Origin of the sequence: Robinsoniella peoriensis (assembly GCF_000797495.1) — a bacterium.
In the GTDB taxonomy this organism is placed as follows: Bacteria; Bacillota; Clostridia; order Lachnospirales; family Lachnospiraceae; genus Robinsoniella; species Robinsoniella peoriensis.
In genome coordinates, this window is the sequence record NZ_JTGN01000014.1 from 1 (window position 1) to 26,845 (window position 26,845).

Consider the following 26,845-nt stretch of genomic DNA (forward strand, 5'->3'; position numbering starts at 1 on the left):
GCCTATGTTATCCGTGTTCATATTTCCACAGTTCCAAAAATCTTGTTTTGATATTAAATAGGACTTTTCTTTTGAATTACCGGAAGAGTTAACACCGACATCTCCATTTCCCATCAATGCAGTCTCTATCATTCTCTGCGCCACAGCACCTTTATAGGTGGCATCATTCCACACAGGAGTATAATTCTTCAATGTCTCACGCAGCGTTTCCCATTGAGCGTCGTTGCCAACGGAACTTCCTTCATTTGCAGCTGCACTGACCGGCATCATATTCATAAACACCGATGTAATCAGCAAAGCAGATAATCCTCTTGCCATAAACCTTCTTTTCATTCTCTTATTTCCTCCTACTACAATATATTTATGGTTAATATCCCTTACAGCCAGTAAGGAATTATCCATCTTGTTGCTTAAGCTGTATAATGATGGAGCAATCGGTATAACGGATTCCTCCTTGGGCTTCGCGCCCGTACAAAAGTCTGTTAACCAGCTCCTCATTCGCAGCGTTCGTTTTATGCAGGTTGATCCACCTTCAGGGTGCGTTCGTGTCACACCACAGTAGATTGAATAGGCAATGAGTAAAACTGGTACTTATCCATTGCAATTATTCTTTCTAAGGAGTGACAATTTATGAACATGAACGCAGTAGGTATTGATGTTTCCAAGAGAAAAAGCACAGTGGCAGTTCTCCGTCCAGGTGGTGATGTCGTTGTAAAGCCCTTTGATATTCCACATTTGGATGATGCATTTCAATCACTAATTAATCTTCTACATTCCCTTGATGGTGAAACCCGTATCGTCATGGAATGTACCGGACACTACTATGAACCAATTGCCCGGACACTGTCACAGGCAGGATTCTTTGTAAGTGCTGTGAATCCCCAGATTATCTGTAACTTTCAGGGACAGGATAATCCTCTYCGCAGAGTAAAAACAGATAAAGCTGATTCCGTTAAAATCGCTCGATATGCACTTGACAGTTGGGCAAAGCTGAAACAATATAGTCTTATGGATGAAATACGCACTCAGCTTAAAACAATGAACCGCCAGTTTGATTTCTATATGAAACACAAAACGGCAATGAAAAACAACCTGATTGGTCTCATCGACCAGACTTATCCGGGTGCCAACACCTACTTTGACAGTCCCGCCCGTGAGGACGGCAGTCAGAAATGGGTAGATTTCCTTGGCACCTACTGGCATGTCGATTGTGTTCGTAAAATGTCCTTAAAAGCTTTTACTCACCACTATCAAAAGTGGTGCAGCCGTAAGAAGTACAACTTCAGCCAAACAAAAGCTGAAGAAATCTATGGAACTGCCAAGGAACTGATTCCTGTACTTCCAAAAGATAATTTTACCAAACGCATCATCAAACAGGCGATAGAACAGCTAAATACTGCTTCCCAGACTGTGGAGCAGTTGCGCTCACTTATGAATGAAACAGCCGCCCAGTTACCCGAGTATCCGGTTGTAATGGCAATGAAAGGTGTTGGTTCATCTCTTGGTCCACAGCTTATGGCTGAAATCGGAGATGTAACCCGGTTCACACACAAAGGAGCCATCACTGCATTTGCCGGAGTAGATCCCGGTGTTAATAATTCCGGAGACTATTCCCAAAAAAGTGTTCATGCTTCCAAGCACGGCTCTCCAGTTTTGCGAAAGACTCTGTTTCAGATCATGGATGTTTTAATTAAAACCAAACCTGATGACCCTGTATATCTGTTCATGGACAAGAAACGTGCACAAGGCAAGCCGTACTATGTCTATATGACAGCTGGTGCCAATAAGTTTCTGCGCATTTACTATGGTCGGGTGAAAGAATATCTTTCATCCCGGCCTGTATCAGAGTAATCAACCTATACTTTTCCTCAGACCGGCATTTTCTGGCGGTCTTATTTTGATACCTACTTTTCAACCTGTATAAAATTTTCAATGTTCTTTAAATTTTAGCTTGACTTTTTATTTGCAGGCTTTTGTTCACTACTTTTTATAAATCAAAAACCCCGCCTCAAACGGCGGGATTTTTGACCCTCACGGCAGTCTCCATGCCATTAAGCTGGTTTTCCTGTTATTATCTTAACCGGACATTTTTCAGCACAGATTCCGCAGCCGGTACATTTCTCATAATCAATATGGGCTACATTGTCTGTTACGGAAATCGCTCCGGCAGGACATTCTTTTTCACATTTTTTACATCCGATACATCCTGCTTTACAGGACTGCATCGTAATCTTGCCTTTATCCCTGGAAGAACACTTTACAAGATGTTTTGCCTCGTAAGGAACCATTTCAATCAGATGTTTCGGACAGTGGGCAATACATTTGCCGCAGGCTTTACAGCTCTCTTTATCCACTACTGCAATCCCGTCAATGATATGAATGGCATCAAAAGGACAAACCTTAACGCAGGTTCCAAATCCCAGGCATCCGTGGTTACAGCTCTTTGGACCGCCGCCTGGTACAAATGCCAGCATTTCGCAGTCCTGTGCGCCGCTGTAATCATAATCATTAGAAACCTTTTCACAGGTTCCAGCGCATTTTACAAAAGCCGTCATACGTTTACTGTCACCGGCTGCTTTACCCATGATTTCACCGATTTTTGCTGCTACCGGCGCTCCGCCAACGGGACAAGCCCCTACTTCTGCTTCACCTAAAGCGATTGCTTTTGCCAAAGCATCACAGCCTGCGTATCCGCAGCCGCCACAGTTATTTCCCGGCAGTTCATCACGGATCATAAGTTCTCTTTCATCTACTTCTACATTAAATTTCTTGCCGGCAAATCCCAGGAAAAGTCCCAATAATAAACCGGTACCTCCTACAATCGCTGCCGCTAGTAATATTCCTGTTAACATACTTATCATCCCCCCTTATTTCAATCCTGCGAAACCAAAGAAGGCTATCGCCATCAGGCACGCTGTGAGCAATACAATCGGGGAACCCTGAAATGCAGGTGAAACGTCATTATGCTCTGTCTTTTCCCGAATACCGGCCATAAGCACGATCGCTACGAAGAATCCCACTGCCGTAGCAAATCCGTTTACAACACCTTCTAACAGGTTATATGATTTCTGTACATTCAGTAATGCTACACCAAGTACTGCACAGTTTGTTGTAATTAAAGGCAGGTAAACACCCAGTGCATTGTAGAGAGCGGGGCTTGACTTTTTCAAAAACATTTCCACAAACTGTACCAGCGCAGCAATTACCAGAATGAATACGATGGTCTGCAAATACGTCAAATTCAGTGGCGTCAGTATAAACTGGTATACCAGTCCCGTTATAAAGGATGATATGGTGATAACAAATATAACCGCTGCACCCATTCCGGCTGCCGTCCCGATCTTTTTAGATACGCCCAGGAACGGACATAATCCCAGGAACTGGCTTAATACTACGTTATTGATAAAAGCGGAGCCTATGCCAATCATGATTAATTCTTTCATTATGCTTCTCCTCCTTTACAGCTGCTCCCGCAAGAATCACAGGAACCGGTACATCCGGAACCAATCTTTGTTGCTTTGCCCTTCTTTTCTGCATTGATTTTCACTTTGTTCTGTATTGCAGTCAGCATAGCCAGTACCAGGAATGCTCCAGGTGCCAGGATAAAGATCGTAACCGGCTCATAGGCGGACGGCATGATCTGAAATCCAAACAGCTGTCCTGCGCCGATTAATTCCCTTACAGCGCCAATACAGGTCAAACCTACGGTAAATCCAAGTCCCATACCGATTCCGTCGAATAAGGACGGCATAACCGGATTTTTAGAAGCATAAGACTCCGCACGACCAAGGATAATACAGTTTACAACGATAAGCGGAATATAGATTCCAAGGCTGTCATACAGGGATGGAATATACGCCTCCAGTAAAAACTGAACAATCGTTACAAAGGAAGCTACAATTACAATAAAAGCCGGCACACGCACACCACCCGGTATTACTTTACGGAGTGCTGAAATGATCAGATTTGACATTGCCAGAATAACCAACGTTGTCAGCCCCATACCTACGCCGTTAATGGCAGAAGTGGTTACCGCCAGCGTGGGACACATACCAAGCATCAGCACAAAGGTAGGATTTTCTTTAATCAAACCATTATAAAGACGTTCTGTCATTTTATTCATCTAAAAGACCTCCTTCACTTAAAGACTTGAAGAAAGCAAGACCGGCATTCACACCATTTGTCATAGCATTTGTTGTAATCGTTGCCCCGCTCAAGGCATCAATCTGGTCATCGGACTGAGCCCCTCCTTTTGTATAAGAAAACTTATCCACATTCTTATCTTTAAACTGGGACTTAAAAGCATCTTCATCTGCTTTCATTCCAAGACCTGCTGTTTCATTGATGGTTAATATTTCTATACCGTTTAAGGTTCCGTCATTTCGGACTCCCATGGTAAATATAATATCACCGCCGTAACCTTCACCAGTTGTCACGTTCATAACAACACCCAGTGATTTGCCGGAAGCATCCAGAACTCGCAGCACTTCATTAATTTTTTCAGCTGAAAAACCATTTTCACTTAATACCGCTGCGGCAGAATCAAGAGAAGCTTTTTGATCTTCAATTGCTTCCAGTTTGTCCACATCGGGGAATACCGCTTTGTAGGCTTCTGCTTTCGCAGTTTCCTGCTGCTGTTTAATCGGATTTTTTGTAATCTCATATACGCCGCCAAGCAATATACCTGCCACAAGTGTAATCGCCATGAGAATCAATGCATTTTTTATTATATTATTCAAAACTTTTCGCCTCCTTTTCCAAAAGGCTTCGGATAGGTTACTTTCTCAATCAGCGGTACTAACATGTTTGAGATAATAATTGCATAAGAAACACCTTCCGCAGAATTTCCAAACATACGGAACAGTCCGGTAAATATACCCAGGACAATACCAAAAATTAGCTGTCCATTCTTCGTGATCGGTGAAGTCACATAATCCGTTGCCATGAAAAATGCCCCCAGCATCAGACCACCGCCGCAAAGCTGCGCTGCCAGATAGCTTCCATCCAGACCATGTCCCCCAAAAATTACGATAAATAACGCAAAGGTGATAATATATGTTGCAGGGATACGAAGATTGATAATCCCCGTTGCAAGGAGAAAAATTGCTCCAATAAGGATAGCAATTACGGATGTCTCACCGATGGTTCCTGCAGTTGTTCCAAAAAACATATCCTTCAGGCTCACTGCCTCTCCTGCTTTCAATGCAGCCAGAGGTGTTGCTCCGGAAATACCGTCATATGTAAAGTCTGTCATTCTTCCGGTAAAAGAAATTAACAGGAAGCATCTTGCTCCTAAAGCCGGGTTCATAAAATTTTGTCCCAGGCCTCCAAATAATTGTTTTACAATCAAGACTGCGAATACACTTCCAATAATGGGCAGCCACCAGGGCACCGTCGCTGGCAGGTTCAATGCCAGTAAAAGACCTGTTACAGCAGCACTGTAATCGTTAATCGTGATTTTTTTATGCATCAGCCTTTCGTAGATATACTCAGTAGCTACACTGGATGCAACAGATATGATAATAATAATAAAAGCATTTAATCCAAAATTCCAAACGCCAAACGCACTTGCCGGAAGCAGTGCCGCCAGTACCATAAGCATAATCTGGCTGCTCTTATATGGCGAGCGGATATGAGGATTTGAGGATACTTTTAATAAATCGCTCATTTTTGTTCACTCTCCCTTCTACTTCTTTTTTCTATTTGCAAGAACAATTTTACGCATAGATTTAATATACTGGGTTAACGGGCGCTTTGCAGGACAAATAAAGCTGCAGCAGCCGCATTCGCAGCATTCCATACCTTCATATTTAACAAAGGACTCCTCGTCATGGCGCATGGAATAATCCGCCAGTTTGGACGGTATAATACGTCCCGGACAGACACTCACACAGCGGCCGCAGTTGATACATGCAGTAGGCTCATACTGGGAAACTTCATCCTTTGTCAGGCATAAAAGAGCAGAAGATGTCTTCGTTGTAGGAACATCCAGATTATATAACCCAAATCCCATCATCGGACCTCCGGATACAATTTTCTCCGGCTGTGTCTTAAATCCCCCTGCTTCTTCAATCAGTTCATGATAATTTGTTCCGGTACACACACTGAAGTTCTGGGGATTAGCAATTGCATCTCCCGTTACCGTAACAATACGGTGCATCAGCGGTCTTCCTTCATAAACAGCCCGGTAAACGGCAGTAACCGTATCACAGTTATTTACAATGCATCCAACGTCTGCCGGAAGCATAGATGAATTAATCGCTCTCCCTGTAGTTGCATATATAAGCTGACGCTCTGCACCCTGGGGATATTTTGTTTTCAATTCCATGACTTCAATATTGGAATCATCCTTTGCTGCTTCTTTTAAAATGGCAATTGCATCTTTCTTATTGTCTTCCACCGCAATAATACCTTTTGCTTTTGGGAATATCCTAAGAATTGCCCGTACTCCGCCAACGATTTTTTCCGGGGATTCTAACATCCTCCTGTAATCGCTTGTCAGATATGGCTCACATTCTGCACAGTTTGCAATAATGTAGTCAATCTTATCGGGTTCCTTCGGAGATAATTTTACATGAGTTGGAAAACCAGCTCCACCCATACCGACAATGCCGGCCTCCTTTACCATCTCCAGAATTTCAGGCCCTGTGAGGTCTTTCAATGGCTTTCTTTTTGGCCACTGCAGTTCTTCATACTTACCGTCATTTTCGATGACGATGGCATCTGCCATTACTCCTGTAACTGTCAGCCTTGGCTCAATTGTCTTAACCGTACCAGATACGGAAGCATGAATCGGAGCGGATACAAATCCACCGGCTTCAGCAATTTTCTGTCCGATTACTACATGGTCACCCTTTGCTACAATCGGTTTGGCTGGCGCACCGATATGCTGAGAAAGCGGATACACCAGATCGCCTTTTGGCAACACAGTCCGAATCGGTTTGTCTTTAGACAGGTCTTTTCCATCGTTTGGATGGATCCCGCCCTTAAACGTGAATCGTGCCATTTTTTTTACCTTCCTTCTTTTTAAATATATCATAAAGATTATCAGCAGTTACCCACGGATAATTTTATAGCGTAAATTATTTCATCCTCATTAAAAATCTAATTTTGATCTATCGTTTTTTTATCTGTCGTTTTTGATCTATCGTTTTTTATCCATCGTTATTTTTATCTATTGTTTTTTTATCTATCATTCTTTTTTGATCTATCCTTCTTTTTTGATTTATCATTTACACATTTTTTTGCATTCCTTTTTTTACTTTTCTTTTTCATCCATCTCTTTGTTCCGGTTGCTTTACTCAGATTCGGATATGCGCGGAACAGACGCCTGTCATTCCAGTTAATACCGGAAGCCATTTTAACATACTGATCCCTGACTGCAGACAGTTTATTTTTGATTTCACCCAGACTCTCTTCTTTCCCTTCCAGATTCAGGAATTTTAAGATACCTGCCTGGTACTGATCCATTTTTTCTTTCACATTTTGTTTGTTAAAGGACTGACGATAAGGTTCAAGCCGTTCTACCAGCTCTCCCGCCGAACTATAGATCCTGGTATTCTGAACATACTCTACCAATTCTCCCATAGCCCGTTCCAATCCACCAAGCTTCTGTCCCAGTTTCATAGCAGTAAGTGTAGAAAATGAAAAATCAACCACATACAAAACAGTAATAATGATAATCATGGCATGCCCCGTTGGTACAGAAAAGAGATTCACTACCCATTCTGCAAAAGGCTGGAACACTTTAAACATGATAACGGTAAAAAATCCCCAGGCAATAGAACTGCCCAGACATATTCTGCCTTGAAAATTATATGGTTTACTGCTGTAGTCCCACCAGCTTGTATGAAAAAGAGTTTCCATCAGCAGCGCGGTAACATATTCCAAAACCGTAGCGACAAGAACTCCGCCCAGATACAGGATGATGAGTCTGTCTTCAAGAGGCCTTAGAATCAGGTAGACACCCACAGCCCCCACTCCGTAAATCGTACACAATGGTCCGGTAACGAATCCTCTGTTAATAATCTTTTTCTCCTTTACAGAGACATAACAGCTCTCCCAGAGCCATCCCAAAAAACTATATAAGTACAGCCAACTCAATATATGATACAAGTCGACACCCAAAATCTGAAAATCCCACATATTACCTGATCTCCTCTTTCCTGCAATAAATCACCTATGACAATTGCTTGAAATGTGATATAATTCTGCTGAACAGTTACTTATGAAAAATTTGGAGGCGATCCTATGATTACTAAAACATCTGATATATCTATTCCTAACGTTCATCTGATAGCCAGACATTACAATCCTGCAGATGTACTGTTTTTTGATATCGAAACCACCGGCTTTTCACCTCGCAGCTCCAGCCTGTACCTCATTGGAGTAATGTATTATGAACATGATTCCTGGAAACTTCGTCAATGGCTGGCTGAAACAGAGTCAGACGAACCGCTGCTGCTCCACAGCTTCATCCAGTTTGCCGCCAACTATGTATACCTGATCCATTTTAATGGGGATCGCTTTGACCTTCCTTATGTGAAAGCAAAATGTGAAACCCATAACCAGACCTTTCTGCCAGAACAGCTTAACAGCATTGACATATATCTGAAAGTAAAACCACTGAAGAAATACTTAAAGCTTACTCATTTAAACCAGCGATCGTTAGAGGAATATTTGGAAACAGACCGCACAGACACAGCCAATGGCGGGGAACTGATTCCAATTTGCCGGGAATACCAGAAAAACCATGATCCGCGGCTTTGTGAACAACTGCTCTGGCATAATCACGATGATTTAAGGGGATTAGCCGGATTATTCCCACTGTTATCCTATCTGGACCTTATAAATGGGAGATTTGCGATTACCCACACAGAAATATCAGAAGAATCTGATCATGCCTTTTCCCTTTTGATTACAGCTTCTCTTCCCTGTAATCTGCCAAAACCCATCTCCTGCAAACTGGATTTCGGGTATATGACAGCCCATGGCAAAACCTGTAAAATCCAAATACCGGGATTCACTGGTACCTTAAAGTATTTTTTCCGTGATTATAAAAATTACTACTATTTACCGGCTGAAGATACCGCCATGCACAAAAGCGTGGCATCTTTCATAGATAAAGCCTACCGGGTTCCCGCAAAAGCTGCTACCTGCTTTCAAAAAAAATCCGGCAGCTTTCTTCCGCAGGCCGCGGAACTTTATGTCCCTGCCTTTAAAGAAAATTATTCTGACCCTGTCACGTACTTTGAATGTACTCCGGAGTTCCTGGAAAACACGGAAAATCTCCTGACTTATATTCAAAATTTGTTTTAAACTCCAGAGACAGTATAGCACATATTTCAGAAAAAAAACAGAAAAAAAGCCCAATTTCGGAAAGTTGTTTATTTAACGAGCTAGTTGTATAATTAACAGGCTAGTTGTTTATTTAACAATTTTCGATGTGGGCCTCTGTCCTCTAAATCCAACAAAAACGGCATTTCCAGATAACTGGAAATGCCTGTATCAATTATTCTGTAATTGACTCTTCAACCATATCCTCTGCAGCATCTTCTGCTACATCTTCATACATTTCCTGGGATACCGCATCTTCTGCATTTTCCAAAGCTTTCATGCTCAGGCTGATTTTCTTATCATCTTCATTGAAATCCACTACCTTTGCTGTAATTTCCTGTCCAACGGATAATACATCAGATGGTTTCTCTACGTGATCATGAGAGATCTGAGATACATGAAGTAAAGCATCAACTCCTGGCTCTAATTCTACAAATGCACCAAAGTCAGTCATTCTTGCAACTTTTCCATCCACTACATTTCCTACTGCATACTTTTCAGCTGCTGTAAGCCATGGATTCTGGTTTTCAAATTTTAAGCTTAATGCGATCTTTGTTCCGCTGATTTCTTTAATTAATACGGAAATTGTTTCACCAACTTTGAATACTTTCTTTGGATTCTCTACTCTGCCCCAGGACATTTCGGAAATATGAAGTAAACCGTCAGCTCCGCCAAGATCAATAAATGCTCCAAAGTCTGTAACATTCTTAATAACGCCTTCTACAACGTCACCTTCATGGATTCTTTCAAAGAGTTCTTTTTGCATTACTTCTTTTTTAGCAACTAATAACTGCTTACGGTCACCAATGATTCTTCTTCTGCGTGGATTAAATTCGCTGATTACGAATTCAATTTCCTGTCCTTCATATTTACCCAGATTTTTCTCATAGGTATCAGAAACCAGGCTTGCAGGAATGAATACTCTGGACTCATCTACTACAACGCTTAATCCGCCGCCAAGTACCTGAGCTACCTGTGCTTTTAATACTTCATGGTTATTGAAAGCTTCTTCCAGTTTCTTGTTGCCTTTTTCTGCTGCTAATCTCTTATAAGTAAGTAATACCTGACCTTCGCCATCATTCACTTTTAATACTTTTGCTTCCATTTTGTCATTGACATTAACAAGTGTACGAAGGTCTACGTTCGGTTCGTTTGTATATTCACTTCTTGTGATGATACCGTCAGCTTTATAGCCTATATTTAAGATGATCTCATCTTCTTTGACGTCGATGATTGTACCTTCGACTACCTCTCCATTATGAATTGTTTTAAATGATTCTTCCAGCATTTGTTCAAAACTCATTTCTGACATTCTTTTGAACCTCCTCAATAATATTATTTGGGGTCGATGCCCCTGCGGTAATACCTACGCAACCCATGGATGGTAAAGAATGTACATCCAAATCAACGAGTGTCTGTATATAGTAAGTATTTTCACATTCATTTTTGCATATTTCAAATAGCTTCTGCGTATTGGAACTATGCCTGCCCCCGATGACAATCATGCCATCTACGCGCTTTGCAATCGCCCTCGCTTCGGTCTGCCTCTCTTCAGTCGCGTTGCAAATCGTATTTAAAACAATTATATCATAACCCTTTTTAGAAAGAATTTCAACTAATTTATTAAATTTATTGTAATTAAATGTCGTTTGGGACACAATGCAGAGCCTTTTTCCACTTTCCTGTACGAAATTCTCCGCTTCAGCAGCCGATTCTATCACCGTAACAGGTCCCGAACACCAACCTTTGATTCCTTCTACTTCCGGATGCTGATCATTTCCGATTATGATAATTTCTGATCCACTGGCGCTTTCCTTTTTTACAATATTGTGTATTTTTAAAACAAAAGGACAGGTTGCGTCAACCAGATGAAGCCCTTTTGATTCTATTATATCGTAAATTTCTTTTGCTACGCCATGAGAACGGATTACAACCGTGCCTTCCTTAAGCGCTTTTAATTCAGAGACAGAGTTAATCACGGAAACACCTTTACGCTCCAGATCTTTTACTACTTCTTCGTTATGAATAATCGGCCCATAAGTGCAGATAGGTTCTGTTCCTTTTTCTACCTGCTCATATACCTTATCAACAGCACGTTTTACTCCAAAGCAAAATCCAGCCGTCTTTGCCACAATTACTTCCATGTCCTACCTGCCTTTTCTTTCTTCATAGAGGGACAATATACACTCAACCACCTGGTCTATTCCCATGTTGGAGGAGTCTACAAGAACTGCATCTTCTGCCTGTTTCAAAGGCGCAATATCACGGTTCATGTCACGCTGGTCGCGTTCGATGATATCCCGTTCGATTTCTTCCAATTGACAGTTCTCCCCCTTTTCCTGCAATTCCAGATAACGCCGCTCTGCCCTGGTAGCTGAACTAGCCGTCAGGTAAATCTTAAGCTGGGCATTTGGAAGTACATTTGTCCCTATATCCCTGCCATCCATCAGAACATCCGAATTCCGGGCAAGATTTCTCTGAAGATCTAACAGCTTTTCCCTGACCGGCTGATTAGCGGATGCGGCTGAAGCCATATTCCCCACTTCTTCGGTCCTGATTAATCCCGTCACATTCTCTCCATTCAGGATGACCTGCTGTTCTCCATTTTCATAGGAAATCGTAATTTCTATATTCTCACAGGCTTTCTTCAGCGCCTCCTGGTCTGAAGGAGACACCTTACTGCGAATCAGATAAAGTGCAATCGCCCGATACATCGCTCCGGTATCCACATAAATAAAAGAAAGCTCTTTTGCCACTCTTTTTGCTATAGTACTTTTTCCTGCTCCTGCAGGTCCGTCAATTGCAATATTAAAACTCATTGAAAACCTCCATTATTTATTTAATTGCGGCATCTGCCGCATTTGTCACATCATTTCCTCCCTAAAATGCCGGGTAGTCCATAGATTTTGAACCCTCAGCTATTCAATAGCCTGTCCTGCAGCATAGGCGGTTGACCAGGCAATCTGCAGGTTAAATCCACCTGTCACTGCATCCAGATCCAAAACCTCCCCTGCAAAATACAGGCGGGATACCAGTTTTGACTCCATTGTAGACGGATTGACCTCTTTCACCGCCACACCGCCTCTGGTAATAATGGCTTCATTATAATCCCGCAGTCCCGTTACCGTAAGGGGCAGATGCTTAATCAGAGATACTAAATTCTGCCGTTCTTCCCTGGAAATTTCATTCACTTTCTTTTCCGGAGAAATTTCCGACAGATCTATCATAACAGGAATCAGCTTAGCCGGAAACAGGGTGTTTATGACATTTTTAAATTGCCTGTTCTTTCCCTCTTCAAATTCACGGAGTATACGATGATCCAGCTGCTCTTCGGAAAGTGCCGGTTTCAGATCTATATAAAGCTGCAGATCCTTTCCGCGATATTTTTTCGTCACCGTAGTACTGGCCGTAAGAATTAATGGTCCGGTGATGCCAAAATGAGTGAACATCATTTCTCCAAAATCCTCATACAGGCATTTTTTTCCATCACACAGGGTAATTCTTACATTACGCAGGGAAAGTCCCTGTAAGCGCTTCACAAATTCTTCTTTGGTATTCATAGGGACAAGGGAAGGAAGCAAATCTGTTACTTTATGTCCCGCATCTTTTGCAAAGCGGTATCCATCCCCGGTAGATCCTGTACTTTGATAAGAAAAACCTCCTGTAGTAACTATCACAGCATCTCCGTACAGCTTAGTTTTATCTTCCAGAATAATTCCTTTACATGACTCTTCTTCAATAATAATTCCTTTTACCGTTGTATTAAAATACGTCTTTACTCCAAGAGATTTCATTTTCCTGGTCAGGGCGGCAATCACATCAGAGGAATGATCTGAAACCGGAAATACCCGGCTGCCTCTCTCAATTTTCGTTTTCATGCCAGCTTCTTCAAAGAAATCAATTACGTCCTGATTGGTATATCCATAAAAAGCACTGTATAAAAACTTCTTATTTGTGCAGACACTATCAAATAATTCTTCCATATCGCAGGCATTGGTCAGATTACATCTTCCCTTACCGGTGATAAACAGCTTCTTGCCAAGCTTTTCGTTTTTTTCAAACACATGTACTTCATGGCCATTCGAAGCTGCTGCACATGCTGCAAACATTCCGGCTGCTCCACCGCCAATAATTAAAACCTTGCTCATTTTTATATCCACACCTGTTCTTCCTTCTTAATTTTCATCGGTTCTGCCGGGAAATTTCACTTCTATATGATTATCAATATAATTAATCTCATCATTGTTATATACCTGATACTCCTCCCAGACCTGTTCCAGCGTTTTTAAGGACTCTGCCATCTCAGCCTGGCGTCTCATGCAAAGAGACACTACAAGGGCGTTAATGAGGCTCATAGGCGCTGTCAGAGAGTCTGCAATCGAAGCCATGTCGCTTTTAGCCGTCAAATTACAGGTCGCATACAGTTTCATGGGCGAATAGATGCTGTCCGTAATGGATATCACTTTCGCACTCCGGTTGTTCGCCAGCTCCATCGCCTTTAAGGTACGCATGGAATAGCGTGGAAAACTGATACCGATAATCACATCCTCGGCACCAATCCGAAACAGCTGTTCAAACAACTCACTGGCACTGTTGGTACTGATTACCTTTACATTTTTAAACATCAGATTTAAATAAAATCCCAGGAAATTAGCCAGTGGTTCACAGCTTCTGACACCAATCACATATATATCCCTGGCATTTAAAATCATTTCCACTGCCACTTCGAAAGAAGTCTCATCAGCTTCATCAAGTGTCATTTGAAGATTTCGAATATCAGACTTCAGAATCGTCTTCAGAATATCTTCCTGAGGCATATCACTGAATACCGCATCCATTTTCATAGCCCGGTGCACACGGTTGGGACCATTGGGGTTTATATTTATCTTTTTTCCTTTTCGGTTTCTCTGACTTAACAATTCATTGGTCGTTGGCATAACATTTATATTCCTTCGTATTCTCTATAATTTTCATTCTAATTCCCCTGAATAGCGCAAGCAGGCTTGTACTATTCCTCAATTAGTAATTTGAAAGCGATTTTCTTTCAAATATTAATATTAACATGAAACCAGGGAAATTTCAATTTTTATCTGGTTTTTTCAGCATTGTGTAAAAACAAGCAAAAAGAGGTCTGAGGAATTTTAATTCCCCAAACCTCTTATTATAAATTTCTAAACCGGATAAGCCCCATTCTTCGTATCAGCCGTTTTCGGATCTACTTTCGTTTTCTGAGCTTCTCTGTATTTAAAGAAATCGGTAGCAACCTGTGGGAACAGTGCGTAGGTCAGGACATCTTCATCCTGTTCTTTCCACTGTGACATTTCAGCTTCGATTGTCTTTAATTCTGGTTTCAGCAAGTCAGCCGGACGGCAGGTAATCGGTGTCTTGTCACCAATACATTTCTTCTGGATTTCCTTGTTGAATGGTTTAACAGTTGCGCCGTATTCTCCGGACAGAACTGCCTTTGTTTCTTTGGTAACCATTTTGTAACGCTCTCCCATGATTACGTTAAATACAGCCTGTGTACCAACGATCTGTGAAGAAGGTGTTACAAGCGGCGGCTCACCAAGATCTTTACGCACTCTTGGAACTTCTGCAAGCACATCGTAATATTTGTCTTCTGCGTGCTGTTCTTTCAGCTGAGAAGTCAGGTTAGAAAGCATACCGCCAGGTACCTGATATAACAATGTCTTAATATCAACACCAAGGTTTTTCGGATTTAATAAACCGGAACTTAAAGCTTCATCTCTGATTGGTCTGAAGTAATCAGCGATTTCTGCTAATAATTTCTGATCGAATCCAGTATCATACTGTGTTCCTTTGAAAGTCTCAACCATAACTTCTGTTGCCGGCTGGGATGTTCCAAGAGCGAATGGTGACATTGCCGTATCAATTACGTCAACTCCAGCTTCTACTGCTTTTAAGTAAGTCATAGAAGCAACACCTGATGTATAATGGGTATGCAGCTGAATCGGTATTTTAACTGCTTTTTTCAGTTTGCCGATCAGTTCTGTAGCTTCATAAGGAAGTAAAAGGCCTGCCATATCCTTCAGACAGATTGAGTTTGCACCCATTTCTTCTACATTTTTAGCCATTTTGATCCAGTAATCATGTGTGTATGCATCTCCCAAAGTGTAAGAGAGCGCTACCTGTGCATGGCCTTTTTCCTTATTTGCAGCATCAACAGCTGCTTTTAAGTTACGTAAATCATTCATACAGTCAAATATACGAATAATATCAATACCATTTGAAAGGGATTTCTGAACAAAATATTCTACCACATCATCTGCGTATGGACGGTATCCAAGGATATTCTGTCCACGGAATAACATCTGTAACTTTGTATTTTTAAATCCGTCACGGAATTTACGAAGTCTTTCCCATGGATCTTCTTTCAAGAAACGAAGAGATGCATCAAAGGTTGCTCCACCCCAGCACTCTACGGAATGATATCCCACTTTATCCAGTTTCTCTACGATTGGCAGCATCTGTTCTGTTGTCATTCTGGTTGCAATCAGGGACTGATGTGCATCACGCAGTATTGTCTCGGTAATTTTAATTGGTTTTTTTACTACTTCTGACATTTTCTGACCTCCTTATATTTTGTCACTAGAGCGTGCTTAGGCGCTCAGACGGATTGTCATAATCCGTCCGGTTTCTACTTTATAACCTGTCTCTTATTTCAGGCTAAATCCCAAATATAGCCATGAAGGTACCGGCGGCAACTGCCGTACCGATAACGCCCGCTACGTTTGGTCCCATCGCATGCATCAGAAGGAAGTTTGTAGGATCTGCTTCCGCACCTACCTTCTGTGATACACGAGCCGCCATAGGAACTGCAGATACTCCTGCTGAACCGATTAACGGATTAATCTTGCCATGTGTCAGTTTACACATCAGCTTGCCAAGCAGAACACCGCCGGCAGTACCGAATGCGAAGGCTACAAGACCTAAAACAACGATTTTAATAGTATTCAGATTCAGGAATGCTTCTGCACTGGTAGATGCACCTACAGAGGTTCCAAGTAAAATAACTACGATGTACATAAGCGCATTTGATGCAGTTTCCGTGAGCTGTTTTACAACACCTGATTCTCTGAATAAGTTACCAAGCATTAACATACCAACAAGTGGCGCGGTTGTAGGCAGGATTAAGCATACAACGATACTGATAATGATGGGGAATAAGATTTTCTCTAATTTGGAAACAGGTCTTAACTGCTCCATTTTGATCTTTCTTTCTTTTTCTGTTGTTAACAGCTTCATAATCGGCGGCTGAATAATCGGTACGAGAGACATATATGAATATGCCGCCACCGCAATTGGCCCCATTAGGGTTGCCTGCCCCAGTTTACCGGCAAGGAAGATTGAGGTAGGACCATCAGCACCACCAATGATGGAGATTGCTGCTGCCGCTTTTCCATTAAATCCTAAGAGGATTGCCAGGAAATATGCAACATAAATACCAAGCTGAGCTGCAGCGCCAAGCAGGAAGCTTCGCGGATTCGCAATCAGCGGACCGAAGTCAGTCATAGCACCAACACCCATAAAAATAAGTGATGGTAAAATACTCCACTCATCCAGAATATAGAAGTAGTGAAGAAGTCCACCTACTCCATTGGCAGAATCTTCCGGTCTCATCATGATATCCGGATAGATATTTACCAAAAGCATACCAAACGCAATCGGTACCAGCAACAGAGGCTCAAACCCATGTTTAATAGCCAGGTACAAGAATATACATGCAACTGCAATCATAACATAGTTACCTACTGTCAGATTAAAGAACGCTGTCTGGTGAAGTAAGTTCGACAAAGTATCAAGAATATAAGACATGTTTTTACCTCCCATTTTAGTATTTCAGCAGATTTTTCTACTGGTGGGAATTTACATTATTTATGCAAATTCTAATTCATAGATGCTAAAGCATCTCCGTTTTCAACGGTATCACCAACAGCTACATCAATACTTGCAATGGTTCCATCCTGAGGTGCAACAACTGGAATTTCCATTTTCATTGCTTCCAGGATCATGATATTATCACCGGTTTTCACAGCCTGTCCAACACTGGCTTCAATCTTACATACTTTTCCAGGTACGGATGCAGCTACTTTTACAGCTCCTGCGGATCCACCTGCCGGTGCTGCAGCCTTTGGAGCTGCTTTTGGTGCTGCCTTCGGTGCTGCTTTTGGAGCTGCAGCCTGTGCTGCACCTGTGGTACCCTCTTCAACAGTTACATCATATGCTGTTCCGTTAACGGTAATTGTATAATTTTTCATTACGATTTCCTCCTATACTTAAGCGTTCTGCCATTTTCTTTTATTTGCTTTTCTGATTGAACGAACTACAAAACTATCTGTAGATGTATTTTCACTTGCTGCAATTGCAGCTGCTATTACTGCAACTAATTCACCATCATCTGCTAATTCCTCTTCCTGGACCGGAGCCACTGGAACCGGAATTGCTTTTGCTGCAACATCTAATTCTTTTTCATTCTTTTTGCCACGGTTTTCCAGTTTGCCAAAATGCTTGAACTGAGAAATTAAAAAGCTTAAGAAAATCAGCATTACAAATACAATTACAAGTCCCATAAGGGTATTTAATGCCGCTTTTTCCATCTTTGCAGCCATGGATGAATCCGCGCCTGTATCAAAAGTCATGCTTGACGGCGCAAGATCTTCCCGTCCTATTGTCAGTACAACTGCACCATCCGCTTTTTCGAAGGTTACGTTGGTTGTAACTACAATATTATCCTCGGATACTTCGATATCATGTCCGGTAGTCGCTTTAAATGCTCCAAGCTCATCTCTGACATCCTGCCACGCCTGAACAGCTTCAACAAAAAATTTGTTTGGTGCTGTTAATATGGAAGACGGTTTCATAATTTCATCCATCTGCTCATCTGTCATGGAAGTAATCTGCTCTACTGTCTGCTGCGCAAAACTTTCAATAGTCGCACGGTCTGAATCAGAAACAGCCGCTTCTTCTGCATAAACACACATTGGCATTGCAAGGGTGATTACCGCCATGCACATTGCCAATAAGATTCCTTTAAGTTTTCGTTTCATATCATTCACCCCGCTTAAACCGTGCCATGTTTTTTGTTCGGACGATCTTCTCTTTTTGTGAATAACATTTCAAAAGCTCCGATAACATATTTTCTGGTATCTTCTGCTTCAATCAACGTATCAACATACCCTCTTCTAGCTGCTGACATAGCGCTTGACTGTAAAGCTGCATATTCTGCTGCCTTTTCACTGATTGTCGCCGCATCAGCATCCGCATACATAATCCTGGCAGCCGATTTTGCATCCATCATACCGATCTGGGCATCTGTCCATGCAAATGTCATGTCTGCACCGATTGATTTACTGTTCATTGCTACATAAGCTGTTCCGTAAGCTGCACCGATAATAACGTTAACTTTAGGAACAGTAGCGTTTGCAAACGCATAAGTAAGTTGTGCAACAGCTTTTGCGATACATCTTTCAGAATGAGTATCTGCTTTAAATCCTTTGACATTTGTCAAGGATAATACCGGAATATTAAAAGCATCACAGAACTGAATAAATTCAGCTGCTTTTTTTGCACCTCTGTTAGTTAATACTGCTTCATATGTTTCTGCAACGTTGCCTTCTTCATCACAAACTTCTGTACGGTTGGCAACTGCACCTACGGTAATTCCGTTTAATTTAATAAAACCGGTTACCATTTCTTTTGCATAAGCTGCTTTCGTTTCAAAGAAAAGATTGTCATCAGAAATATCAGATAAAAGAATGGATGTGTCACCTGCTGCATTTGCAAGATCTTTACATACGCGGTTCAAATCATCTGTACACTCTTCATAAGACATATCGTCTTCGTTGTTAGCCGGGAGCATACATACAAGAGATCTGATCTGGGACAGTACGTCAGCTTCGCTGCCTGTATAGTCTACCGTTCCTGCTTCTTCACTCTGGAATTTTGCGGAAGCTGTATCACATTTAGATACATCATTTCCATCCAGTGCATTTGGAGAATTCACAAATAATTTTGCTTTCTTTTCTTCCATAAATGTAAAGTCGGTAAGTTCGGAAGCGATTGCAAGTCCTCCGCCGCAATTACCAAATACGGCTGTGATCTGGGGAATTATACCGCTTGCCACTGACTGCTTCATGTAGATTTCACCAAATCCGTTTAAAGCATCGGTTGCTTCCTGAAGTCTCATACCTGCGCAGTCAACTAAACCGATCACTGGTGCACCCATTTTAAGCGCCAGATCATAAAGACCAGCAATTTTCTTTGCATGCATTTCTCCAATGGTACCTCCAAGTACGGATGCATCCTGGCTATATACATATACCAGGTTGCCGTCGATCACACCATAACCGGTAATGACGCCGTCTGCAGGGGTTTCCTTTTGCTGCATGTTGAAATCAGTATTTCTGGCAGTTACATATCCGCCGATTTCAACAAAACTGTTCTCATCAAGTAAAGAAGCGATTCTAGTACTTGCCAAGCTTTGTGCTGTATTACTCATTTTTCAGCCCTCCATTTTCTATATTATTAAAGTAAAACCAAATTTCTGCCAATTATATTTTATCTTGTTTACATAAAAAACGCAAGTGTTTTGTCTATATTTTAACAATTTTTTACCATAGACGCCAGCTCATGTCTGATAATGCATTTATTTTATTTATTCTTTTATATCCAATTTAGCAAATGCTGCAGCAAATGCATTATTGATTGGTTCTTTGGCTTCCTGCTTCTGTTTGCTCAGGTAGTTCTGGACATCTTTCTTGCTGACACCCGCACCTTCCTTCTGCCTTCTCGCCTGAAAAGCTGACAATTTTTCCTTATGTCCGCAGACGCAGACAAAAGTTTCTTCGCTCCCTTTCATCACCATTTCCATTTTCTTATGGCAGTTTGGACATCTGGCATTTGTCACTCTTGCAATTGTTTCACGATGTCCGCATTCCCTGTCCTGGCATACCAGCATACGGCTGTTCTTTCCATTAACCGCAAGCATACGTTTTCCGCAGACGGGGCATTTTGAATTAGTCAGATTATCATGCCTGAAATTTCCTTCACCCTGTTTGATTTCTGTTATAATTTCATGGGTATAACTGCGGATGTCATTTAAAAAAGATACTTTTTTTAACTTCCCCTTTGCAATTTTAGACAGCTTCATCTCCCAGTCCGCTGTCAGTTCCGGCTTTTTCAGATCTTCCGGCACCAGTTCCAGAAGCTGTTTTGCTTTGGAAGTAACGAAGATATCCTTTCCACGTTTTTCCATCAGGAAGGTATTAAACAGCTTTTCTATAATATCTGCTCGGGTTGCCACAGTACCAAGTCCTCCGGTCTCTCCAAGTGTTTTGGCTGCCTGGGCATCTTTGCTCTCCATATATTTCACGGGATTCTCCATAGCGGATAAAAGTGTAGCCTCGTTAAAGGGTGCAGGAGGCTTCGTCTTTCCTTCCGTCATGGTGACTTTCTCAATCTCCAGAACCTGTCCTTTATTTAATACCGGAAGGCTTCCTGCGGAATCCTTTTCATCGTCTTCCTCATCATCCATAGCCATGTCTTCATACACAGCTTTCCATCCCAGGCTTTTGACAACTTTCCCTTTTGCAGTGAATAATTCCTCTCCTGCTTTTGCTTTCATTGTCGTCTGCTCATATTCAAAAGCCGGATATAAAACAGCCAGAAAACGCCTTACTACCAAATCATAGATCTTACGTTCATCCACGGACATATGATCCATCTGAACAAACTGCTCCGTTGGAATAATCGCATGATGGTCACTGACTTTCGCATTATCCACAAATGACTTGTTTGCCCGTATGGGTTTCATAATCAGGGTTCCAGCCAGCTTTTTGTAGGGACCGACTGCACATGCTTTCAGCCTTTCCTTTAATGTATCTACCACATCTGTACTGATATATCTGGAATCCGTTCGGGGATAGGTCAGTACTTTGTGATTCTCATATAAACGCTGTATCGTATTTAATGTATCTTTTGCTGAAAATCCGAACCTTTTATTTGCCTCACGCTGAAGCTCCGTCAGATCGTACAGGCCCGGAGCCTGTGACTGCTTCGCTTTCTTTTCAACGGATACTACCGTTAATTTTGCATTTTTAAGTTTCTCTGCTATCTTATCTGTCTTTTCTTTCTGGAATGTCCGGCTGCTTCCACTTTTTTCATCCTGCCAGTTCCAGACCATGCCTTTCGTACGAAGGGTAAGTCCATAGTAAGCCTCAGGCTTAAATTTCCTTATTTCCTCCTCCCTTGCTGCAATCATTGCCAGGGTTGGAGTCTGTACCCTGCCGCAAGACAACTGGGCATTATATTTACAGGTCAATGCCCTGGTAGCATTGATTCCCACCAGCCAGTCTGCTTCCGCCCTTGCCACTGCCGCATCATACAGCGGAATATATTCTCTTCCATCCTTTAAGTGACCAAAACCTTCCCGGATTGCTTTATCCGTTACCGAAGAAATCCACAGACGCTTTACCGGCTTGTGACTGCCGGCTTTTTCCAAAATCCATCTGGCTACCAGCTCGCCTTCCCTTCCTGCATCTGTGGCGATAATGATCTCTCCCACATCTTTGCGGTGTATCTGCGTTTTTACAGCTGCATACTGTTTCGCGCTCTGTTTAATTACAACCAGCTGCATTTTTTCAGGAATCATAGGAAGACTTTCCATTTTCCATTCCTTATATTTAACATCATATCCTTCCGGATCAGCCAGCGTAACCAGGTGCCCCAGCGCCCAGGTCACAACATATTGCCCGCCTTCCATAGCACCCGGAAGCTTTTTCTGGCATTTCAAAACCCTTGCGATATCCCTTGCAACAGATGGTTTCTCTGCGATTACTAGTGATTTCATATATTAATTCATCCTCTGCTTTTCTATGTCGTATTTGCGAAAAATCCGCTTCCTGTTATTATAGCATTGCACAGAGGTTTTTCAAAGTAGAAATTTTATACTTCAGGCTCACATTACAACTTAGGCAGCAAACCATCCCCATATCTTATCCAGGCACCAGGAAAAATCCAGTTTTTCAATATTCTGGGTGGTAATAATCGGATATTCTCTCAGTGGCTTTCCATTCAGGTAATAAGTAACCTTCCCAATCTCAGTATTACTTTTTACCGGTGCCGTAAGTTGTTCTTTCATCTGGTAATCGGCTGTTATTTTCTCATTTTCAGATAAGAGCATTTTGATAGTATCATCTTTGGAACACTTCAGGCTGGTATTTACGAAAGCAGTATCCTGCAGGTTCTGGCTTTCCGGAATTCCGGATTCTACTTTCAGGGGTTTTATAACATCGGATGCTACAAATACGCCAGGTTCATTTCCAATATGTATTTCCTTGAAATCATAATGCCGAAGCCCATAATTCATCAGCTTTCTGGTATCACTCCACTTATAGCTCTTATTATTTGGCCAACCGCATGCCAGCAAAGCGACAATGAAGGTCTTGCCGTCTTTTTTAAGTGCCCCTACATAACAGTACCCTGCATTGTTGGTGAACCCTGTCTTTCCGGAAAGTGCCCCTTCCATCATGCTTAAAAATGCATTGTGGTTTACACAGGAAAAATTTCTCGTCTGATCCGCATTAGCAAAACTATGGTTCGCAGCTCTTGTAATTTTTAAGAACATATCTTTTTGTGGTGATTCTGTGATACAGTACTTCATAATACGTGCCAGATTCGCTGCAGTAGTCGAATGGGTTCCTTTTTCATCGGTTGCGTCTAATCCGTTGGGTGATATAAAATATGTATCCGTGCATCCTATCTCTTTTGCTTTTGCATTCATCATATCTGCAAATCCCTGCACGCTTCCACCCAGATGCTCGGCTATGGCAACAGCGGCATCATTAAAAGACTCCAGCATAAGTGCATAGAGCAGGTCTTTGAGATAAAACCGTTCTCCTGTATTCATACCCAGCCTAACCTTTGGCTGAGACGCAGCAAGGGAAGATGCGGTAACTACAGAATCCAGATCTCCTTTTTCCAGTGTGAGTATACAGGTCATGATCTTTGTAGTACTTGCCATTGGCATTACATCATTTTCATTCTTTCCATAAAGAATACGCCCTGTATCACCATCCATTAAAACGGCACTACGGGCGTATAAATTATTCAGCTCTTCCGGCGTCTGATCCTCTGCCGCCAGAGCAGCCAGGCGATTTCCGGAAATACTGAGCAGCAGTATTAAAAGAATTGCTGTTATTTTCTTCATCCACTTCACATCCTATGGCTTTTCTACTAGTATATGTTGGATGTGAAAGAATATTATAAAGTATTTCAGAGTATCTCTATTTATTTGTAGTTTCTTTCAAAACGATAATTGAGGTAGTCCATATCCGTAATGGTATTATAAAAATCTTCCATTACCGTAACCGTCTCCGGTACCGCCAGCCTAAACAAATGCAAAAGCATCTGGTTACTTTCCTCACAGCGTTTGCTTTTCTTCTTTTTTATAATTCTACCCTGAATTGCATCAGATGCTTTCGTAAAATGAGCCAGATTAAGAAAAAGATTTCTCTTAAAACAGTTGGAGCAGACCGTTATATTCGTATAGAACTTCATCGCTTTTAAGCAATGGCGCACCTGGCATTCGCTGATATCTGACAGCGCATTGGCAATTTCCCTGATTGTTTCTTTTTCCAGGTGAATTGAATCGGAGGGATGGAAACGGAAAGGATTGCGGTTATTGCGTTCCATCAATTCACGGTCGAACTCTGTTTCGATTTCGTCGTGGGATACCCCTGTCTTCTCGATATATTCATTTATATATGGATGACAGGTACTGTCCAGCATATAATGACATACAAATCCAAACATATACGCAAGGAGTATCTCACTTTCTTCCTGCATATATTTTCTCTTGCATTCCGCAAAGAAGACAGATGCAATCTCGTCATGCATCTCGTGTCCCTTCTGGCTGATTGGGTTATTACAAAAGGGTCTGTTATAGAAAAGTATATCAGGTCCATGCAGTCCGATCAAATACGCGGTTCTTTCATTTCCTATTATCTGTTTCATTTCTTCCGGAAGCTTTTGATAAACAATTTTTCCAAAAGCATCATGTGCATAAGTTGTAGGCATAAAAACTCTCCCATCTGTACTCCAGAGCCTGTAAACCACTCTAGATATTCAGTTTTAATTGAATTTCTTCTTCAGCCTCTGCCTTAAAATCCTCTAATTGCACGGGATTTACAGTTGGCAGATCCTCTAAAGAGTGTACCCCGAAATTCCTTAAGAATTCTTCTGTTGTTCCAAATAAAAGCGGACGTCCCGGTGCATCCAGCCGCCCCAGTTCTTTTACAAGATTATATTCAATCAGCTTATTCACTGCATGGTCGCTCTTAACACCACGGATTTTTTCAATCTCCATTTTTGTGATTGGCTGTTTATATGCTATAATGGAAAGAGTCTCCAGTGCAACATCCGTTAAAACCATTTTTTTCGGCTGCTTTGCAATTCGAATCAGATACTCATACATATCCTTCTTTGTACACATTTGAAAGGCATTTTCCAATTCTATGATCTGAATGCCACGCTCTTCCGTCTGATAACGGTCCATCATATTATGTATTATTTTTTTAGTTGTTTCTGAATCCTGTTCTACTGCTTTTGCAATTTTATCCACTTCCACGGATTCTCCCATAGTAAAGAGAATCGCCTCAATTGCAGCTTCTGTCTTCTTTAAATCCACTCGTATTCCTCGCTTTTCCTTTACACTTCATCGTATGCATATCATAAGCCTGCTTATAACATCCCCCAAATACGTATCAGAAATAATTTTCTGTCTTACAATTTACACTTAATTGGCCGTTATGTAGATATCATCAAAGATATCCTGCTGCATGATATTGATTTTACCCACTTTCATTAGTTCCAGAATGGCTAAAAAAGCAACAATTACATGTATTTTACTGGTCTGTAATACCAACAGATCACGAAATCTGCAGGATTTCCGGGTCAGTACATACTGTTCCACGAACTCCATTTTATCATCCAGACTGACTTCTTCTTTTTCCAGATTTCCAAAGGTGCTTCGAATCGGGTCAATTCTGTTCTCCTGCCGTTTCATTACCGCTTTAAATATCGCATTCAGTTTTGCCAGCGTCACTCCCGAAAGCAGTTCTTCTAAATGGATCGGCTCGCGGTACTCTTCTACCTCATCCGGTACGGTTGGAGGCTTATATAAAAATAATTGGGCATCTTCCTGGCGGTCACGCAATTCATAAGACATGTATTTAAACAATTTATACTGCAGCAGCTGTTCTACCAGCTCCTGCCGGGGATCTTCTTCTTCCCCCTCTTCATTTACTTCTTTGGGAAGGAGCATCCGGGACTTGATATCGATTAAGGTAGCCGCCATAACCAAAAACTCACTCATTACGCCTAAGTCCTGCCGTTCCATTTCCTGTATATATTCCAGATACTGTCTGGTGATTTCCACAATGGGAATATCATAGATACTAACTTTATTTTTATCAATCAAATGCAAGAGCAGATCCAGCGGACCTTCAAATGCCTCTAGCTTGACGGGAATTCCCATAATATTTCCTGCCTTCTTTTACTAATCTAAGTCTCTTCTCCACTTTATGTGGAAAACGCATATTCTTTATTGTACTAAGTTTTCTTAAGATTTGCAAGCAAATTACTGCAATTCCACAACAACCAGCTCGGTAGGGTTATGAAACCGCAGTTTGATGGAATGGCTGCCCAGCCCTGCGCTTACTACTAATTGATGTCTTCCTATATGAAAGAGCCCCTTATCATACTTTGGAAATATTTGTACCTGTGGACTGATAACACCGCCCAGCAGCGGAAGGCGTATCATTCCTCCATGCAAATGCCCCGATAAGGTTAAATCTGCCCCCCAGCCGGCATAAGTTTTAAAAAATACCGGATTATGAGCCAGCAGAATATGATATCCTTTTTCATCCGGTCTTCCAAGAGCCTGGTTCATTTCCTCCACGCCCAGCTTTTCCCTGGAAAAACGTTTAAAAAACCGCTTATCCAGTTCATATCCGTGAATAATCATTTTCATTCCTGCCGCCTTGCAGAGACATCTTTCATTTTCCAACAGGACAACGCCTATGGAACGGATCTCCTTTTGAAACCGTTCATAGACATCTCCGTAAATCTGCGGATATATTTTCATCCGGTATTCATGGTTCCCATTGCTGTAATAGACCGGATACTTCTTTACCAGGGCTTTTAGCAGAAACACTGTGGAATCCATATCCGTAGGCTTATCCGGTTTGGATACCAGCATATCACCTACTACCATAACTATATCGGGATTAATTTTATATACTGCCTGTATCAGCCGGATATTATTTTCCCCGTAAACCGTGCAGTGCAAATCCGCAAGTACCACTATTCTCACCGGACGGCTGGGGGAATTATTTTTTTGCATTGTCTTTATTTTATATGTTGCTATTTTAAATTTTCTCATTTATTCTCCATATAATTTCATCTTTAAAAAACCCGTTTGGGTTTTCAA

Annotated in this window: 26 protein-coding genes; 2 read left to right on the forward strand and 24 right to left on the reverse strand. The window is 41.6% G+C overall.

Annotated features, from left to right (window positions below; all coding sequences use genetic code 11):
* A partial coding sequence (locus QR40_RS23420; RefSeq protein WP_160295863.1) for a hypothetical protein occupies positions 1–333 on the reverse strand: 333 nt, incomplete at its 3' end.
* Between the two features lie 303 nt (positions 334–636).
* On the opposite strand from QR40_RS23420, the gene QR40_RS23425 reads away from it, so the two are divergent.
* Complete coding sequence (locus QR40_RS23425; RefSeq protein WP_200889769.1) at positions 637–1,851, forward strand: IS110 family RNA-guided transposase; 1,215 nt, start codon at positions 637–639, stop codon at positions 1,849–1,851.
* Positions 1,852–2,051: 200 nt separating this feature from the next.
* On the opposite strand, the gene QR40_RS23430 is transcribed toward QR40_RS23425, so the two are convergent.
* The 7 genes from QR40_RS23430 to QR40_RS30265 all read right to left on the reverse strand — a co-directional run bounded on the left by QR40_RS23430 (position 2,052) and on the right by QR40_RS30265 (position 8,145).
* Positions 2,052–2,852: an RnfABCDGE type electron transport complex subunit B gene (locus QR40_RS23430; RefSeq protein ID WP_044297019.1), complete on the reverse strand. Its 801-nt coding sequence runs from the start codon at positions 2,850–2,852 to the stop codon at positions 2,052–2,054.
* A gap of 15 nt (positions 2,853–2,867) precedes the next feature.
* Positions 2,868–3,443 carry an electron transport complex subunit RsxA gene (rsxA, locus tag QR40_RS23435; protein WP_044297020.1) on the reverse strand — a complete coding sequence of 192 codons (576 nt, stop codon included), beginning with the start codon at positions 3,441–3,443 and terminating at the stop codon, positions 2,868–2,870.
* On the reverse strand, positions 3,443–4,123 hold the full coding sequence (gene rsxE, locus QR40_RS23440) for an electron transport complex subunit RsxE (RefSeq protein WP_027294668.1): 681 nt from the start codon (positions 4,121–4,123) through the stop codon (positions 3,443–3,445). Before rsxE ends, rsxA begins: the two co-directional genes overlap by 1 nt.
* On the reverse strand, positions 4,116–4,739 hold the full coding sequence (locus QR40_RS23445; RefSeq protein ID WP_044297021.1) for an RnfABCDGE type electron transport complex subunit G: 624 nt from the start codon (positions 4,737–4,739) through the stop codon (positions 4,116–4,118). The genes rsxE and QR40_RS23445 overlap by 8 nt, the downstream gene beginning before the upstream one ends.
* On the reverse strand, positions 4,736–5,668 hold the full coding sequence (locus QR40_RS23450; RefSeq protein ID WP_027294670.1) for an RnfABCDGE type electron transport complex subunit D: 933 nt from the start codon (positions 5,666–5,668) through the stop codon (positions 4,736–4,738). The genes QR40_RS23445 and QR40_RS23450 overlap by 4 nt, the downstream gene beginning before the upstream one ends.
* Positions 5,669–5,686: 18 nt before the next feature.
* Positions 5,687–7,006 carry an electron transport complex subunit RsxC gene (gene rsxC, locus QR40_RS23455; protein ID WP_044297022.1) on the reverse strand — a complete coding sequence of 440 codons (1,320 nt, stop codon included), beginning with the start codon at positions 7,004–7,006 and terminating at the stop codon, positions 5,687–5,689.
* A gap of 179 nt (positions 7,007–7,185) precedes the next feature.
* The gene (locus QR40_RS30265; RefSeq protein ID WP_052431028.1) at positions 7,186–8,145 is read right to left on the reverse strand and encodes a putative ABC transporter permease; all 960 of its coding nucleotides are present in this window, start codon (positions 8,143–8,145) and stop codon (positions 7,186–7,188) included.
* A gap of 105 nt (positions 8,146–8,250) precedes the next feature.
* On the opposite strand from QR40_RS30265, the gene QR40_RS23465 reads away from it, so the two are divergent.
* Positions 8,251–9,318 (forward strand): ribonuclease H-like domain-containing protein, encoded by a 1,068-nt coding sequence (locus QR40_RS23465; RefSeq protein ID WP_044297023.1) that lies wholly within the window; start codon positions 8,251–8,253, stop codon positions 9,316–9,318.
* A 193-nt stretch (positions 9,319–9,511) separates the two neighbouring features.
* On the opposite strand, the gene rpsA is transcribed toward QR40_RS23465, so the two are convergent.
* The 16 genes from rpsA to QR40_RS23545 all read right to left on the reverse strand — a co-directional run bounded on the left by rpsA (position 9,512) and on the right by QR40_RS23545 (position 26,797).
* Positions 9,512–10,648, reverse strand: coding sequence for a 30S ribosomal protein S1 (gene rpsA / locus QR40_RS23470; RefSeq protein ID WP_027294672.1), 1,137 nt, complete (start codon positions 10,646–10,648; stop codon positions 9,512–9,514).
* Positions 10,629–11,480, reverse strand: a complete 852-nt coding sequence (gene ispH / locus QR40_RS23475; RefSeq protein WP_027294673.1) for a 4-hydroxy-3-methylbut-2-enyl diphosphate reductase — start codon at positions 11,478–11,480, stop codon at positions 10,629–10,631. Before ispH ends, rpsA begins: the two co-directional genes overlap by 20 nt.
* A 3-nt stretch (positions 11,481–11,483) precedes the next feature.
* Positions 11,484–12,155 carry a (d)CMP kinase gene (gene cmk / locus QR40_RS23480; RefSeq protein WP_044297025.1) on the reverse strand — a complete coding sequence of 224 codons (672 nt, stop codon included), beginning with the start codon at positions 12,153–12,155 and terminating at the stop codon, positions 11,484–11,486.
* Between the two features lie 99 nt (positions 12,156–12,254).
* A complete protein-coding gene (locus tag QR40_RS23485; protein WP_027294675.1) occupies positions 12,255–13,484 on the reverse strand; it encodes a BaiN/RdsA family NAD(P)/FAD-dependent oxidoreductase in 1,230 nt (409 codons plus the stop codon).
* A gap of 27 nt (positions 13,485–13,511) precedes the next feature.
* Positions 13,512–14,273: a MurR/RpiR family transcriptional regulator gene (locus QR40_RS23490; RefSeq protein ID WP_052377847.1), complete on the reverse strand. Its 762-nt coding sequence runs from the start codon at positions 14,271–14,273 to the stop codon at positions 13,512–13,514.
* Between the two features lie 234 nt (positions 14,274–14,507).
* A complete protein-coding gene (locus QR40_RS23495) occupies positions 14,508–15,920 on the reverse strand; it encodes an oxaloacetate decarboxylase subunit alpha (protein ID WP_027294676.1) in 1,413 nt (470 codons plus the stop codon).
* A 103-nt stretch (positions 15,921–16,023) separates the two neighbouring features.
* Complete coding sequence (locus tag QR40_RS23500) at positions 16,024–17,172, reverse strand: sodium ion-translocating decarboxylase subunit beta (protein WP_027294677.1); 1,149 nt, start codon at positions 17,170–17,172, stop codon at positions 16,024–16,026.
* A 71-nt stretch (positions 17,173–17,243) separates the two neighbouring features.
* Positions 17,244–17,615 carry a biotin/lipoyl-containing protein gene (locus QR40_RS23505; RefSeq protein ID WP_027294678.1) on the reverse strand — a complete coding sequence of 124 codons (372 nt, stop codon included), beginning with the start codon at positions 17,613–17,615 and terminating at the stop codon, positions 17,244–17,246.
* Positions 17,616–17,633: 18 nt separating this feature from the next.
* Complete coding sequence (locus tag QR40_RS23510) at positions 17,634–18,404, reverse strand: OadG family transporter subunit (protein WP_052431029.1); 771 nt, start codon at positions 18,402–18,404, stop codon at positions 17,634–17,636.
* A 14-nt stretch (positions 18,405–18,418) separates the two neighbouring features.
* Positions 18,419–19,855, reverse strand: a complete 1,437-nt coding sequence (locus QR40_RS23515) for an acyl-CoA carboxylase subunit beta (protein WP_027294680.1) — start codon at positions 19,853–19,855, stop codon at positions 18,419–18,421.
* A 156-nt stretch (positions 19,856–20,011) separates the two neighbouring features.
* A complete protein-coding gene (locus QR40_RS23520) occupies positions 20,012–22,204 on the reverse strand; it encodes a DNA topoisomerase III (protein WP_044297029.1) in 2,193 nt (730 codons plus the stop codon).
* Positions 22,205–22,324: 120 nt separating this feature from the next.
* Entirely contained in the window at positions 22,325–23,563 is a 1,239-nt protein-coding gene (locus tag QR40_RS23525) for a D-alanyl-D-alanine carboxypeptidase family protein (RefSeq protein WP_027294682.1), read from the reverse strand.
* An 80-nt stretch (positions 23,564–23,643) separates the two neighbouring features.
* Positions 23,644–24,432: a zinc dependent phospholipase C family protein gene (locus QR40_RS23530; RefSeq protein ID WP_044297031.1), complete on the reverse strand. Its 789-nt coding sequence runs from the start codon at positions 24,430–24,432 to the stop codon at positions 23,644–23,646.
* Between the two features lie 40 nt (positions 24,433–24,472).
* Positions 24,473–25,042 carry an SMC-Scp complex subunit ScpB gene (scpB, locus tag QR40_RS23535; protein ID WP_027294684.1) on the reverse strand — a complete coding sequence of 190 codons (570 nt, stop codon included), beginning with the start codon at positions 25,040–25,042 and terminating at the stop codon, positions 24,473–24,475.
* 108 nt (positions 25,043–25,150) lie between these two features.
* Entirely contained in the window at positions 25,151–25,891 is a 741-nt protein-coding gene (locus QR40_RS23540; RefSeq protein WP_027294685.1) for a segregation and condensation protein A, read from the reverse strand.
* A 102-nt stretch (positions 25,892–25,993) separates the two neighbouring features.
* Positions 25,994–26,797 carry a metallophosphoesterase gene (locus tag QR40_RS23545; protein WP_044297033.1) on the reverse strand — a complete coding sequence of 268 codons (804 nt, stop codon included), beginning with the start codon at positions 26,795–26,797 and terminating at the stop codon, positions 25,994–25,996.
* Positions 26,798–26,845: the final 48 nt, after the last annotated feature.

Coding starts and splice junctions, on each gene's coding strand:
- QR40_RS23430 (WP_044297019.1), bottom strand. CDS start 2,852: ATGTTAACAGGAATATTACTAGCGGCAGCGATTGTAGGAGGTACCGGT.
- rsxA (WP_044297020.1), bottom strand. CDS start 3,443: ATGAAAGAATTAATCATGATTGGCATAGGCTCCGCTTTTATCAATAAC.
- rsxE (WP_027294668.1), bottom strand. CDS start 4,123: ATGAATAAAATGACAGAACGTCTTTATAATGGTTTGATTAAAGAAAAT.
- QR40_RS23450 (WP_027294670.1), bottom strand. CDS start 5,668: ATGAGCGATTTATTAAAAGTATCCTCAAATCCTCATATCCGCTCGCCA.
- rsxC (WP_044297022.1), bottom strand. CDS start 7,006: ATGGCACGATTCACGTTTAAGGGCGGGATCCATCCAAACGATGGAAAA.
- QR40_RS30265 (WP_052431028.1), bottom strand. CDS start 8,145: ATGTGGGATTTTCAGATTTTGGGTGTCGACTTGTATCATATATTGAGT.
- QR40_RS23465 (WP_044297023.1), top strand. CDS start 8,251: ATGATTACTAAAACATCTGATATATCTATTCCTAACGTTCATCTGATA.
- rpsA (WP_027294672.1), bottom strand. CDS start 10,648: ATGTCAGAAATGAGTTTTGAACAAATGCTGGAAGAATCATTTAAAACA.
- ispH (WP_027294673.1), bottom strand. CDS start 11,480: ATGGAAGTAATTGTGGCAAAGACGGCTGGATTTTGCTTTGGAGTAAAA.
- cmk (WP_044297025.1), bottom strand. CDS start 12,155: ATGAGTTTTAATATTGCAATTGACGGACCTGCAGGAGCAGGAAAAAGT.
- QR40_RS23485 (WP_027294675.1), bottom strand. CDS start 13,484: ATGAGCAAGGTTTTAATTATTGGCGGTGGAGCAGCCGGAATGTTTGCA.
- QR40_RS23490 (WP_052377847.1), bottom strand. CDS start 14,273: ATGCCAACGACCAATGAATTGTTAAGTCAGAGAAACCGAAAAGGAAAA.
- QR40_RS23495 (WP_027294676.1), bottom strand. CDS start 15,920: ATGTCAGAAGTAGTAAAAAAACCAATTAAAATTACCGAGACAATACTG.
- QR40_RS23500 (WP_027294677.1), bottom strand. CDS start 17,172: ATGTCTTATATTCTTGATACTTTGTCGAACTTACTTCACCAGACAGCG.
- QR40_RS23505 (WP_027294678.1), bottom strand. CDS start 17,615: ATGAAAAATTATACAATTACCGTTAACGGAACAGCATATGATGTAACT.
- QR40_RS23510 (WP_052431029.1), bottom strand. CDS start 18,404: ATGAAACGAAAACTTAAAGGAATCTTATTGGCAATGTGCATGGCGGTA.
- QR40_RS23515 (WP_027294680.1), bottom strand. CDS start 19,855: ATGAGTAATACAGCACAAAGCTTGGCAAGTACTAGAATCGCTTCTTTA.
- QR40_RS23520 (WP_044297029.1), bottom strand. CDS start 22,204: ATGAAATCACTAGTAATCGCAGAGAAACCATCTGTTGCAAGGGATATC.
- QR40_RS23525 (WP_027294682.1), bottom strand. CDS start 23,563: ATGAAGAAAATAACAGCAATTCTTTTAATACTGCTGCTCAGTATTTCC.
- QR40_RS23530 (WP_044297031.1), bottom strand. CDS start 24,432: ATGCCTACAACTTATGCACATGATGCTTTTGGAAAAATTGTTTATCAA.
- QR40_RS23540 (WP_027294685.1), bottom strand. CDS start 25,891: ATGGGAATTCCCGTCAAGCTAGAGGCATTTGAAGGTCCGCTGGATCTG.
- QR40_RS23545 (WP_044297033.1), bottom strand. CDS start 26,797: ATGAGAAAATTTAAAATAGCAACATATAAAATAAAGACAATGCAAAAA.